The sequence below is a fragment of the uncultured Ruminococcus sp. genome (assembly GCF_934476685.1).
Classification (GTDB): domain Bacteria; phylum Bacillota; class Clostridia; order Oscillospirales; family Ruminococcaceae; genus Hominimerdicola.
Genome location: NZ_CAKSNX010000003.1, coordinates 125,228 through 139,793, shown reverse-complemented (window position 1 = coordinate 139,793; position 14,566 = coordinate 125,228). Strand labels below are relative to the sequence as shown.

Annotated in this window: 10 protein-coding genes; 9 read left to right on the top strand and 1 reads right to left on the bottom strand. The window is 43.5% G+C overall.

What is annotated here, in order from left to right; translation table 11 throughout:
- Nucleotides 1–21 precede the first annotated feature (21 nt).
- The 8 genes from recG to Q0E19_RS05030 all read left to right on the top strand — a co-directional run bounded on the left by recG (nt 22) and on the right by Q0E19_RS05030 (nt 11,672).
- Nucleotides 22–2,088, top strand: coding sequence for an ATP-dependent DNA helicase RecG (gene recG, locus Q0E19_RS05065; protein WP_365904664.1), 2,067 nt, complete (start codon nt 22–24; stop codon nt 2,086–2,088).
- A gap of 15 nt (nt 2,089–2,103) precedes the next feature.
- Nucleotides 2,104–2,703: a hypothetical protein gene (locus tag Q0E19_RS05060; RefSeq protein ID WP_294407970.1), complete on the top strand. Its 600-nt coding sequence runs from the start codon at nt 2,104–2,106 to the stop codon at nt 2,701–2,703.
- A 289-nt stretch (nt 2,704–2,992) separates the two neighbouring features.
- Nucleotides 2,993–4,189 (top strand): type II secretion system F family protein, encoded by a 1,197-nt coding sequence (locus Q0E19_RS05055; protein ID WP_294407969.1) that lies wholly within the window; start codon nt 2,993–2,995, stop codon nt 4,187–4,189.
- A gap of 80 nt (nt 4,190–4,269) precedes the next feature.
- Nucleotides 4,270–5,751: a pilus assembly protein PilM gene (pilM, locus tag Q0E19_RS05050; RefSeq protein ID WP_294407968.1), complete on the top strand. Its 1,482-nt coding sequence runs from the start codon at nt 4,270–4,272 to the stop codon at nt 5,749–5,751.
- A 2-nt stretch (nt 5,752–5,753) separates the two neighbouring features.
- Nucleotides 5,754–6,461: a hypothetical protein gene (locus Q0E19_RS05045; RefSeq protein WP_294407967.1), complete on the top strand. Its 708-nt coding sequence runs from the start codon at nt 5,754–5,756 to the stop codon at nt 6,459–6,461.
- Between the two features lie 151 nt (nt 6,462–6,612).
- Nucleotides 6,613–8,907 (top strand): hypothetical protein, encoded by a 2,295-nt coding sequence (locus tag Q0E19_RS05040; protein WP_294407966.1) that lies wholly within the window; start codon nt 6,613–6,615, stop codon nt 8,905–8,907.
- Between the two features lie 21 nt (nt 8,908–8,928).
- A complete protein-coding gene (locus Q0E19_RS05035; protein WP_294407965.1) occupies nt 8,929–9,684 on the top strand; it encodes a prepilin-type N-terminal cleavage/methylation domain-containing protein in 756 nt (251 codons plus the stop codon).
- A gap of 14 nt (nt 9,685–9,698) precedes the next feature.
- Nucleotides 9,699–11,672, top strand: coding sequence for a hypothetical protein (locus Q0E19_RS05030; RefSeq protein ID WP_294407964.1), 1,974 nt, complete (start codon nt 9,699–9,701; stop codon nt 11,670–11,672).
- Between the two features lie 192 nt (nt 11,673–11,864).
- Here the strand turns inward: Q0E19_RS05030 and Q0E19_RS05025 are convergent, their stop codons facing one another.
- A complete protein-coding gene (locus tag Q0E19_RS05025) occupies nt 11,865–12,701 on the bottom strand; it encodes an A24 family peptidase (protein WP_294407963.1) in 837 nt (278 codons plus the stop codon).
- Nucleotides 12,702–12,879: 178 nt separating this feature from the next.
- Between Q0E19_RS05025 and Q0E19_RS05020 the strand changes: the two genes are divergently transcribed.
- On the top strand, nt 12,880–14,556 hold the full coding sequence (locus tag Q0E19_RS05020; protein ID WP_294407961.1) for a type II/IV secretion system protein: 1,677 nt from the start codon (nt 12,880–12,882) through the stop codon (nt 14,554–14,556).
- The last annotated feature ends 10 nt before the right edge of the window (nt 14,557–14,566 follow it).

Sequence of the window (14,566 nt, the reverse complement as noted above, 5' to 3'; positions counted from 1 at the left end):
TAAGATTGTGAGAGCAACGCAATAAATCAAACTGCAAGGGAGTGGATATGTCTGCTTAAAGATCTGGAAAAGCCTGTTAAGTATCTTAAAGGCATGGGCGAAAAAAGAAGCGGACTTTATGAAAAGCTCGGCATAACTACCGTGTATGACCTGCTTTATCATTTTCCGAGATACTATCTTGATTTCACCTGCCCCGTGCAGATAAGTCAGGCTCCTTTGGGCGAAAACTGTATACTGCGTGGCAGGGTAGTTAAAAAGATACCTGCCGCAAGGATAAGACGTGACCTTACGGTGTACAAGGCGGTGTTCACCGACGACAGCGCCGATATTACCATTATAATATACAATTCGGGATATGCTTTCGATAAGCTCCAACTTGACTGCGAGTATTTTCTTGTGGGAAAGGTCACGGGGAATATGCTACGCCGTGAGATAAATTCGCCGCAGATATTTCCTGCGGATATGTGCGACCTCGTTCAGCCTGTCTATCATCTGACAGAGGGCGTAAGCCAGCTGCTGCTGAGGCAGAGTATGCACGAGGCTTTGAAAGCTTTCGATAGATTTATTTACGAACCCCTTCCGAAATGGGTAATGCAGAAGTATAAGCTGTGTTCCCTTGAATATGCTTTAAAGAATATCCATTTTCCGCAGGATATGCACGCCTGCGAGATAGCGTCGGAAAGACTTATCTTTGACGAACTGCTTACGCTTCAGCTTGGTATGCTTATGATGAAAGAGCGCAGCAGGCTGTCAAGCGGCTGCAGAATGAAAGATGTATCTATTGATGATTTTTACGGCAGTCTGCCTTTTACCCTTACTAACGGTCAGCTTGGCGCAGTAAATGACTGCATAAAGGATATGTGCGGCGAAAGTCCTATGAACAGGCTGGTTCAGGGCGATGTCGGTTCGGGCAAAACTGCGGTCGCAGCAGGTGCGGCATACTTTGCTTTTAAAAACGGCTGTCAAACTGCGCTTATGGCTCCGACAGAAATACTTGCCTCGCAGCATTATGAAACTATGACAGAGTTCCTTTCGCCCCTCGGCGTAAAAACCGCCCTGCTGACAGGTTCAATGACCGCAAAGCAGAAAAAGCTGGTCAAAGAGGGGATAGAGAGCGGTGAATATTCCGTTGTCGTGGGAACACACGCTCTGGTGCAGAAGTCAACTGTTTTCAATAAACTTGGTCTTGTCATTACGGACGAACAGCACAGATTTGGCGTTGAACAAAGGGCGCTGCTTGCTGAAAAGGGAGAAGATCCACATAAGCTTGTAATGTCCGCTACGCCGATACCGAGAACTTTGGCGCTTATGATATACGGCGATCTTGATATTTCGGTGCTGAAAGAACTGCCTAAGGGCAGACAGCCTGTCAGCACATATGCGGTCACAGGGAAACTGCGTGAGCGCACATATAATTTTATTAAACAGCATCTTGACGAAGGCAGACAGGGGTATATAGTCTGCCCTATGATAGATGAGAGCGACAGCGACCTGCGTGACGTAAAAAGCTACGCAAAGAAACTGTCCGAGGGGGTATTCAAGGATTACAGCGTAGGACTTCTTCACGGAAAGATGCTGCCTGCGGCAAAAGAAAAGGTTATGGAGGAGTTTAAGGAGCATAAGATAGATCTGCTGGTGTCAACAACTGTAATAGAGGTCGGGATAGACGTTCCGAACGCAACTATCATGGTCATAGAAAATGCCGACAGATTTGGTCTTTCACAGCTTCACCAGCTCAGAGGACGTGTCGGCAGAGGACAGTTCAAGTCCGACTGCGTTCTTATTACAGACAATCCCACCGACGAGGTCAAACAGAGGCTCAAAATACTCTCTTCATCGTCCGACGGATTCAGGATATCGGAGGAGGATCTCAAGCTGAGAGGTCCGGGAGATTTTTTCGGCAGCAGACAGCATGGCCTGCCTAAGCTGAAAATAGCCGATATGTCAAGAAATACAGACGTTCTCAGATCGGCGGGAGCTGCGGCGAGGGATATCCTTGCGGCGGACAGGAAGCTTGAAAAGCGTGAGAATGCCTGCCTTAAAGAGCTTGTGAATATGCTTTTTGAAAAGAATTTATCCGATAACTGATTTTAGGAGGATTTTATGGATCTGCTTCGTACTTTGCTTTATACCCTCGGCAGGATAGGTCTGCTCATAATGCTGGTGCTTTTCGGCGCTTTTATGGGCGAGATACTTTTCCCTGCGGTAACATCATTCCTGCCGTCGTCTATGATAGGATTAAAAGAGTTTATGATAAACGATACCGTCCAGTCGGCGGTGGCGCTTATAGTGGTTTGCCTGTTCTTTATATGGGTGTTCTATGACGACGGAAAAAGACATTCGGCTTATGAGGACTGGAGCGTTGTGAACATTCTCATAGTGCTTATGGTCATGCTGGTGATCTATTTCATACCTGCTATTTTCAGAGATTCCTTTACCGCAGAGGGAAGAGCAGATGTGTTCTATATGATCTTTTATTATCCCTGCACCTGCTTTATGACTGAGGAAAAGGATAACTTCCTGATAGGGATACTCATAAGCACATTAATAATGATAGCCTGCGCTTTTTCGTCCTATACCGCAGCTTTTGTGAGATATATGAAAAAGCACCCAAGCCTGCGTGTGAAGTATGAACGTGCGGCTGAACAGGACGATGACGACGCAGATAGTGCGGAAAATGCTGAAAATCCTGAAAATGATTGATCTTTTAACTCCAATACACAGTTTGTTTTCAAAAACAACTGTAATGTTATCTAATTGTTAATAAATTATAACTGATATTGCATTTGTATAATGTATATAAAATGATAATGATTATTTTGTGAATAAAAATGTAAAAAAAGTGGTTTTTACTCTTGCGAAAATTATTAAAAAATGTTATAATGATTAAAATATGTTTTGTGATTTGCTTTCGGAATCTGCATCTGCCGCAGAAATTTATCACTGAGACAGAGTCGCAAAGCATTTAATAAGTGGAGGTGTATCTAAAAATATGAAAACTTATACCTACGTTGCGAAGGATACCTCGGGCAAGACCATAAAGGGTACTTACGAGGCTGAGAGTGCACAGGAGGTACTGGACAAGATTCACGAACAGGGTTTGTTCTGCGTGAGCTATGCCGAGAACTTGGGTTCCGGCAAAAAGAGCGCACATAAGTTCAAAACCAAAGAGCTTGCATATTGCTGCCGTCAGCTTGCAGCTATGATGACGTCCGGTCTTACCATTGTAAAGGCACTCGATATTCTTTACAAGGAAGAGGAAGATAAGGGCGCAAAGGAAGTCTGGAGAGGCGTTTATGAAGACGTTCAGAAAGGTCAGAGCTTTACGGAGGCGCTCGATGCAAGAAGAGGCTGTTTCCCTGACTTTCTCATATCAATGGTAGACGCAGGTGAAACTTCAGGTACTCTGGATCTTACTATGCAGCGACTTCAGGAGTTCTATGCTAACTCCAACAAGCTTAATAATAAGGTAAAGAGTGCGATGACTTATCCTATTATCCTCGGCGTTCTTTGTATCGCAATGGTAATCGGTATGTTTACCTTTATCATGCCTATCTTCTCCGGAATGATGTCAGAAGATAAGATGCCTGCTCTTTCAAAGGCTCTGTTCGCATTCAGTGACTTCTTCAAGTCAAAATGGTACATTATTCTTATAGTAGTTGTTGTACTGGTAATTGCATGGATCTATGCTCTGAAGGTAGAATCCGTAAGACTGAAATTTGATTACATAAAGATAAAAATGCCTGCGGTCGGTCCGCTTATGGTAAAGATCTATGAAGGCCGTTTCTCAAGAACTCTTTCATCACTTTACTCCAGCGGTATCCCGATGGTAGAATGCCTTGAGCGTTCTTCAAGAATACTTGGCAACTCCTATGTTGACAAGATGTTCCTTCAGGTAGTAGACGAAGTTAAGCAGGGTTCTCCTGTTTCAACAGCTCTTTCAAAGACAGAGATATTCGAGGGAATGTTCTGCTCGATCATCTACGTTGGTGAAGAGTCTGGCGCTCTTGACGATATCCTTGTTAAGACTGCTGACTACTACGAGGAAGAAGCAGACGCAGCTGTAACAAGACTGGTCGGTCTTATGGAGCCTCTGCTCATCGTATTTATGGGTCTTTGTATCGGTCTTTGTCTGGCAGGTATCTTCCCACTGCTTTACGGTGGTATCGGAGAGCTGGAAAATTCGTAAAATATCTGACGCTTTTATGCTTCAGTTACTTTTCATTACGGCAGAAAACACAAAAAATTATTTAAGAGGTGAAGGAATAAATGCTATCATTTGACTTTTCTGATAGACAAATTAATATCGTAAAAGGCGACAACTCCGCCAACAAGATACGAATTGAAAGTTCACTCGTTGTTCCTGTCCCTGAGGACATGATCGTTAACGGCGAGGTAGTAAATCTTTCAGGACTTTCAGATCTGCTGCTGACTACACTTAAGTCAGAGCAGATGATGGATAAGGAAGCTATCGTAACCTTTTCATCAAGCAACATCGTTTTCAAGGAGCTTATAGTTCCAAAGGCAAAGGGAAACGAATTCCTGACAATGGTTCAGAACCATATGAGTCAGGAAATGGGTATTACCGATGAGTACTCGATTTCATATACTGTTGTAGGAGAAGCAGGAGAAGAAAATCCGGGAGCAGTTAAGGTACTTGCTACTGCCTGCCCAAGTACAGTAGTTGACGGTTTCAGAAAGCTGTTCGCAGTAATGAGCATCAACCTCAGATCTGTAAACATCGGCTGTAACTCTATCGCAAGAATAGTTCTTGCTGATAAGTCAAATATCGAGAAGATGCCTCTGCTGGTATGCCAGCTGGACAACAACTTCCTCGGACTTACACTTTTCGAGAACGGACAGATGGCATTCGCAAGATATGTACCTATCTCACCTGATGAGTATGACTCAGAGGACTACGTTCTTGAAGCTCTGAACGAGAACATTTTCAGAATGGAGCAGTTCAACAAGGCAAGAGGCGGCACAGGTCTTGAAAACGTAATTCTTTACGGTTTCATCGAGGACTACATCAAGATCGTTGACGCTCTTGACGGACTTGATATCAAGGCTTCCGTTCTCGGCGTTCCGTCACAGATCACAGGTTTTGAGAACTTCGAGTTCACTGTATTCGCTAACGCTATCGGTGCTCTCTATAAGAGAAACAAGCAGACAGAAAGGATCAACCTCCTCGAAGTTGACCAGTCAACAGGTAAGGGCGGAAATTCAGGCGTAAGCTCAATGCTTATGACAGCAGGTATCCTTGCAGCTGCTTCCGCAGTTGTTATCGGTGCGATAACAGGATTCCTCCGTCTGAGAGTAAGCTCAATAAATGATGATATAGACGCAGTAAATGCCGATATCGACAAGTGTCAGGTAGTTATCGACGAGAACAAGGTTCGTCATAACAGACTTGAGATCATTGAGCAGTACAAGACATACGTTGAAAACTGTCAGGCAAATCTTGATACACTTCCTACTATCGACAAGACAAAGTGCGATAAGATCGATGAGATCATAAAGAACAACAGCGCAGATTATCAGTCAATGACATTTGATGCAACGGACGGCGCTATCACTCTCAGCAAGATCGAAGTCAAGGATCAGGACGCTGTAAAGACACTCGTAGACGAACTCGGAAATATTGATTTCGTAGGCGCAACTGTATTCAGCGGTTATTCCGGAACAGGTGAGTCTGACGATCCTGTTATCATCAGCTCACTGCAGCTTATACTTTTGGAAGAGGGTGAATAAATATGAAGCTTAATTATCGTGATAAAATACTTTTGACAGTCGTTATTGTAATTCTCGTATGGGCAGCAGGTATCATGCTGTTCATCAAGCCTGCTATTTCAGATGTAAGCGACGCTTCTGCTAAGCTTGATACACAGAAGGCTACGCTCAGCGACCTGCAGGCGCAGATCGATGCTGACAAGGATCTCGACACAAGGATCGACACAGCATACAGCGAGGTTACTCAGCTTTCAAACAACTTCTATTCATATCAGCAGACACAGGAAGCTACTCAGGTAGTTGACGATCTTCTTAAAACTGATAATATCGTGAATGAGGATATGACAATTTCTTCATACTCAACAATGGTTCTCAAGGCTTACGCTTTTGATGTACAGAGCGCAACAACTGAGATGGATACTAAGGTTGATGACTATGTAAACGGCACAACTGAAAATACTGATGAAGCTGCCGATGGCACAACATCAGCTGCTGTTAATGCAAATGCAGGAAACGGTCAGTCTATCGGTGCTTACACAATTTCATTCAGCTTTACAGGTACACTCGACGACGTTAAGAACTTCTGCACAAAGCTTAAGTCCAACCCTGAAAAGACACTTGTTATCGACGAGTGCTCATTCAAGTTCAAGGAAGACAGCACAACAGAAGTTGAGGGCAGCATGAGCCTCAGCATGATCGTGCTTAAGAAGCTCCCTAACCCAGAGGGATAAGAGGGGATAAAATGTTATCCCTGAGCGGGGTAATATTCGATACTGATTTGGTAGACGGCGGGAATTTTGCCGTCTGCCAAATAGTGCTATAAAATAATTAAAATTTTTATTTTGGTTATTGGCAATTAAATAATGCAGAAAGGTGGTTATTATGAAAATCAAGTCGAAATCAAGACAAGGTTCAGTTTTGTTTACGGTACTTGTTGTTTCTATGATGATGATGGTGCTGGTCGCAGCAGGGATCTCTCTTGTCGGTCATACCAACACTAGAACAAATAAGGAATATCGTTTAAAACAAGCATACTTTATGGCATCTTCCTGTTTGGAAGGTTTCGTTACAGAAGCTACCACATATTCCGCAGAAGGCTCTGCTACCGATGAACAGGCAAGAGCAAATATCCAGATGCTTCAGGACATAGCCGCAAGCGGTGAGGAAATAGATGTTAAGGTAACTGACGAACTCGGAAATGAACTTTCTGACGTATATCAGAGAGGAATGGGTTCATGCAAGATAAAGCTTGAAGAAAACGGCTCAGAAAATAACCTTAAGGCTATCGCAACAGCAGAGTATCTCGGAGAGGAACAGACAGTTGTTGCATACTTCTCTATCAAACCGATCTCAGATAAGCAGCCTATGAACAACGCTCTTGAGATCATTGGTACAGACGGAGGCGGTAACAACGGTTATAACAACGTTGAAGTTTACGGTAATACCGCAGCCAGCGAGATTGAATCACACAATAAAAACACATGGTATAACCTTAACGCAAATGACAGTAAGTTCAGAGGCGATATGACAATGCTCGGTTCTGTTACTATCAGTACAGGTTTTACCCTCGGTTCTAACCCTTATTATATAAGCGGCTCAACTGAAAATCTGACACCTGGCGGTTCGCTTACAGTTTCAAGATCACTTACTTTTGGCAACCGTGCGAGTGCGTTGAGTGATCTTACCAAGGACAGCACAAATAACGATGAACCGACATACAACTATATAAATGTTGGCGAATGCCTTATTATGGGCGGTGTAAGCAACACTAAGGTCGGCAGCAGTAATACAACTCAGGTAGATATCTATGCATCATCTATCGTGTTCGGAAAGCTTTCTTCTGCACCTGCAGCTTTGCAGAACGCTGTAAAGTCATCTGTACAGCCTGCTGAAAAGGTCGGAGATTATGCGTCTGCCATGGAAGGTGAGCGTGGACAGGAACAGACTGTATACGGCAATATCTACACATATGATGTTGGCGGAGAGTTCAACGGCAACATTTATTTCAATGGCATAAACAACCACATCTACGGCGATATTTACAGCTCAGGCGATGTTTATGTAAATGTAAACTCATCACAGCTCGATTTCAGTGGCACACTTTACATTCTCCCAGGAAAGCACGTTTATCCTGAGGGCGCAATAAGTAACGTTGTTGAGAGAGATTGGACAAATGACGGCGGAAGATCAAAGAGACCTGCTATCAACACTACCGAAGCAACAGTTCAGCAGTATGTATACTATCCTGAGCATATGCTTTGCCAGAGCGGAGTTTCATCTATCAAGGAAACTTATGCCGCTATGTATGACAGCTCAAACAACATCAAGTCAACTGTAAAAGAGATCACAGATGAATCTTTCAGAAACACAAGCGGAGCAGCTACGACAGACTCTGACGGAAACAGCGTAACTTTCGACTATATCGTTACAGAGAGCTGTGTTATCAACTACACCGATAACAAGAAGATACTCATAGATGTTGATAATGCTGTTATGAATGAGGACGGCAGACACGATATCGTAGTTATCCTTAAAAACGGCGGAAATATGGGTAACGAGAACCTTATCCTTGTTAAAAACTCAACTACAGAGGACGACGGTGACAATCAGAGATTCTGCTACTTTGTAAGTGATTCGGGCGTTGGTACAACAAATGATGAATACAGCGCTGACAACTCTTCAAAGTCAACATACGATCACGATACTTTCAAAACATCAACTTTCACATTCGGCGGAACACAGAGAAAGCTTATGGATTTTGAAAGTTATACCCACAGCTCATTCTACAACGGTTCAAACAAGGTAAACCCAACAGATCAGGAGATATCAGACGCATACAGCCTTGGAAAGGGCAACATTATCTTCCTTCTTACAGAGGGCTGTACACTCAGTACATCACCGAATAATATGATCCTTCAGGCGTCTATCTATGCACCTAGAGCAACGGTAAACTTCCAGAGAGGTACTTCAATGAACATCGTTCCGCTCAAGTCGGACGGATCGTATACAAACGTTGGTATCATCGGCGCTGTAATCTGTAATCAGTTTATTACAAGTGCAAACAACGTAGGTATCGTTTATCAGGAAGTTTCACCTAACTCAATGCTCCCTAAGGCTAAGGGAAGCAAGCAGATCTACACCAGCGGATTCAAGCTTGTTAAGTATTCAAATTCATAATTTCAGAAAGGGGAATTATCCATGAAAAATAATGCGAATAAAAAGGGTATGACCTTAGTTGAAGTTATAATTGCTATGGCTGTTTTTGCATCTATCACCACAGGCTTTACAATGGCGGCTTCCTATTGTGTAAAGGCGCAGGCGAAGGCAAAGACCAGACTTACTGAAACTAACGAGCAGACCACAAAGCTGGAAAACTATTCTGGCGTTATCGACTATGATGTCGCAGACGTAGATCAGCTTGAAACGGGCGCTAACAAATGGACAATGACATATGAATTTCCAAATGCAGGCGACTCCGGCTATACTATAACAAATGATAAGCTTCACGGCTATACTTCAAAGTCAAGCGATGAAGTTCTTAAACTGGGATTTTTCTCAGCTATCGACAGGATCAATCTGAATGCGGGCGAGTATTGGATCACGATCTATAACTGGTCAAGCGACGATAAGCTTTGGGATATCTCATGCAACTCAAACTTTGCGTTCTTTGATAACGAGGGCGACCTCACAATGCCGCTTAATGCACTCAATACACAGGGTGTTATGGCAAGCGGTGGAGCAGTCAAGTTCGGTATTAAGGATATGGGCGGCGGAAACCTTGCCAACGCAGTCACCATTAAAGAATGGGGCGACACGGGCGACGGTGTGACTATCGACCTTTCGCAGGACGGCTATATCGACGATCAGAGATACGGTTTTGTATACTACACCGATTCTGGAACATTTTTGACGGAAGAAGAATTTGACGCAGAATTCGTTCCGTCAGGCGAATAAGGGGGCAGCGGCAGATGAAGAAAAATTTAAAGGCTTTTACACTGGTTGAGCTTGTCGTTGTTTCCTGTATGATGGTTATTATGATGGGTGCGATACTTAACTTTATCAAGCCAATCAACAACTTCTATCACCGCACATTCTCAACAGCAGATTCAAATGATATAGGAAATATCATTATGGACTATTTTGAATCTGAGGTAAGATATTCAACGAATATGATCGTACTTGAGGACTACGAAGGTATGCCTGAGGTAAGCGGCGGATATCTTATGACTTCAAGCGGTGCAAAGGCAAGCACTATCAAGTTCACAGACGTTATCATCATTGATAACAACAATAACAGAGGTTCTGTTCTCTCAACATACAGCGCAACAGATACCCCTGCACATCGTAAAAGGGCAAAGGGTTCTATAATCAAGGCTAATATGACAGCCAGCGGAACTATTGACCTGACAAACGCAAAGTTAGCTGTCAGCGAGGAAACACTCAGCGACTACGGCTGCAATTTTACCGCAAGACTTTCAAACACCACTAAGAACAAGTGTCTGTCTATCGGTATGAAGCTTTACAGCCCTGAGTATAACGGTTCTTCATATGTGTTCAACAAACTTGATTACGATCAGACAAGAGATCTTGAACTTGTAAATATCAACATCATCAAGACTCCTATGAAGGCTGACTACTACACAAATGCAGTGGACGACAGCGGAAACCTCTATGGTACAGCTATCGACTACTCAACTTTCACACAGGCATCAAATCCCGGCGGACTTTCAGCAGGACAGAATGCATTCTATGATACCACTAAGAAGTACACATACATTTTCTACACAAAGAGCGTTCCTACCAATTCAGACAGATGCAAGATCAAGCTCCTTGACAGAAATGGCACAACTGTTCTTGATACAAAGACCATCACAACAGGTTCTACTATCCCACAGAATGTTATTGATTCATGGTATGCAAACGTAAGCTTTGCTTCATACACAACATCTGACGGTTCAGGAAATTACTATCAGTACACACTCGATAAGATAGAAACATCAACACATAAGAACATTAGTGACTATCTGACTGAGGGCGTATCTGAGGATCTTGAATTTGTACCAAGCTTTATTTCATCTCTGGTAGCTTCACCAGAAGGATTTGTATACTTCTATGACTGCTATGATGACGCAGGAAACGACCTCGGCGCATATACAAATCTGAAAAACAAGGTCGCATATTACGAGGATAATGCTACTAACAGCGCACTCGGCGCATCTTCGATAGTAAACTGCACAATGACAGGAACAGGTGATGAGGCTCACATCTTTGAAAGATGGAATACATCTCCTGACGGCACAGGTTCAGACTTTGTTGACGGTTCATCATTTGCAGCGGCAGGCGATTATGAATACTATGCGATCTATCGTGAAAGAGCTAAGTATCATGTAATATTCCAGGACGAAAGCGGTTCTGAGATCAGCAATGACGAGTATTATGAGGGTATCACAAATAATGCCAACATAACGATTCCTGCTGATCCGTCAGCTCCTGAGGGTAAGGTATTTGTCGGTTGGTTTGAAGACGGCGACAAGACTAAGACAGCATTGACAGCGTTTACAGGTTTATCATATGATATCACATTCAGACCTGTATTTGAAGACGCTCCTGAGTCAGGTGCACATCTGGTAGTATCATCAACAGTATCACAGAAGATGAACTGGGGCAGACCTGTATGCTACCTTGAAATCAAGGTTAAGAACTTAGGTACTGAAGCAAGTTCCGGCGGAGAAACCCTTACACTTACATTCAGCAATACCGTTGGAAGCATCAACGGCGGCTGGGGCGATGCATATGGTTCAACAAGCATTTCAGGTAATGTATTGACTGTATCAATGAGCAGTGCAATTAATCCGGATCAGGAAAAGAGCATATATATCCAACTTTACGGCGGAAATACAAGTGACTACGATTTCGATCTGGTATCTGCTTCATTTGATTAATAAGACTAATGATTTCTCACAAGCGGCAGCAATGCCGCTTGCTGAAAAAATCCCCATAAGTTTTTATGAGGATTTTTTGAGCGAAAAATTGTGGGTAAAAATGGTGCACGATTTGAACATACAGAAAACAAAAAAAACACCGCCGATTTCTCAGCGGTGCATATAGCGGTTTATATCCGTTCCTGCTGTCTGTCAGCAGAGGCTGAATATAAGTCTTACCTCTTCGGCAAGCGTTTCATTCAGACCTGTGAAATTCATGTACCATTCGCCTATCTTATCGCCCCATATAACGGCGATACCGATTCCGACTGAAAGGTATGGACCAAAGGCAAATACTGAATCGCCTTTGATATGTTTGATGATAAGTCCGCATATCGAGCCGATTATCAATGCTGCGAGCATTGCGACCAGTATTCCCTGAGTTCCGAGGAAAAGTCCTGCCGCCGCCATAAGGTAAACATCACCCATTCCCATCGCTCTTTCGTGGGACGCAAGCACGATTATCAGCAGCGGAATGCTTACAACAAACATACCGATAAGCTGTGACTTCAATGTCAGTCCTGTAACATTTCTGCAGAAGAAATATTCGGGAACAGCAAGAAGTCCTATAAAAATTACAACATATGTATTGATAAGCTGCGTATCCCAGTCCATAAAGAATACCACGATAAGCGCTGAGAAAAGCAGCGATACGAGTGATGCGTAAAGCGGATCTATCGCAACATCGTAGTGAAGAAATACCAGCAGATAGATGACTGCGTTCAGCAGTTCCACAACTGTGTATCTCGGTGATATCTTCTCACCGCAGTTACGGCATTTTCCCCTGAGCATACACCAGCTTATAATAGGGATAAGGTCACGTCTGCGTATCGGTTCACCGCAGCTCATACAGTGGGAATTGCGCTTTATCAGGCTCTCTCCTTTAGGAAGTCTGTAAATACAGACGTTGAGGAAGCTGCCTATGCAGGCACCGAACAGAAATACAAAGATATAAATTACAGTATAATAGATCATCAGTTGGCTGTCCATTTTTATCCTCCTTTCGATAAAATTGCGAAACGCTGATTTATTCCGTAATATTTATTTTAGCACATTCAACGCTAAATTACAATACATAATTAATGATTTAAAATTTTTTTAAAAAGTTATTTATTCCGTAGGTAAATGGCTTTTCGAGAAATCTGACTGCGGGGACAGGAGTATATCTATGAAAAACGGACCAATAGGAAAGTACCTTGTTGAAAAAGGTCTGATAACAGAGCAGCAGCTTCAGGAGGTACTGGATAAGCAAAAAACTGAAAAAGGTAAGCTTTTCGGAGATGTCGTCACAGAAATGAAATATGTATCTGATGTTGACTTTGCCAAAACGCTTGCGGAACGTCTTAACGTTCAGTATATCGACCTTGACAATACTGAGCTTATGCCCGATATCGTAAAGAAAATACCTGAGGCTACGGCAAGAAAGTATAATGTAATTGCTGTCAATAAGGTCGGAAAGCGTATGATGGTAGCGACAAACGATCCTATCAACTTCTATGTTTTTGAGGATCTGAGAGTTATCACAGGCTGCAACATCACCGCTCTTCTGGCAACAAAGGCTGCTATCAACAGAGCGATAGGTAAGATGTACTCAGCAGGACAGGTTAACTCCGTGGTCGATGAGGCTACTAAGGAGAAAGAGGAAGAGATCAACCTCGAAGAGCTTGACCTTACAGCGGACAGAATCGAAAACGCTCCTATCGTTAAGCTTGCTACGGCGATAGTTGAAAACTCATACAGACAGGACGCAACGGATATACATATCGAGCCTTTCAAGGATTACACAAAGATCCGTATCCGTGTAAACGGCGACCTTATCGAGCTTATGACTATAACAAGCGCACTTCATACATCACTTATCACACGTTTCAAGATCCTGAGCGGTATGAATATCGCCGAAAAGCGTATCCCGCAGGACGGACGTATGTCACAGGTCGTTGACGGCACTACGCTCGACCTCCGTGTATCTAATCTGCCGATGGTTTACGGCGAAAAGGTCGTAATCCGTATCCTTGCAACGGGTGACGTTGCGCTCAGAAAGATCACAGATCTTGGTATGACAGATTACAACTACCACAGATTTGAATCCTGTCTTAAAGTTCCGCAGGGAGTTGTACTTGTTACAGGTCCTACCGGTTCAGGTAAATCTACTACGCTTTATGCGGCTCTCGGTGAGATCGCTAAGCCTAACGTAAATGTTATCACAGTTGAAGACCCAGTCGAAAAGAAGGTAGACGGTATCAACCAGTGTCAGATCAACGATAAAGCCGGCATGACTTTCGGTGCTGCCCTCCGTTCTATCCTCCGTCAGGACCCTGACATCATAATGGTCGGAGAAATGCGTGACGCAGAAACTGCCGAGATCGCTATCAGAGCGGCTATCACAGGACACCTTGTGCTTTCCACACTTCATACAAACGACGCTGCTTCCACAGTAACAAGACTTGTGGATATGGGCGTTGAGGCATACATGGTAGCAACTTCCCTTATCGGTATCGTAGCGCAAAGACTTACTAAGGTGCTTTGCCCTGACTGTAAGAGAGCAAGACTTTCAAGACCTGATGAAAATGAGCTTATGGGTATAGACAGTTCTATACAGGTTTATGAGGCTGTTGGCTGCCCTAAGTGCAAGAACACAGGTTACAGAGGAAGAACCGCTATCCACGAGATCCTTCTTGCCACACCTGAGATGCAGGCTCTTATCACAAGAGGTGCAAAGGCTGACGAGATACAGGATCTTGCAAGAGAGCAGGGCTGCCTGCTGCTTAGAGATAACGTTTCTAAGCTGGTTCAGGAGGGCAGGACCTCTATGGATGAACTTATCCGTGTAACATATGCGGTATAAGCAGGGGAAT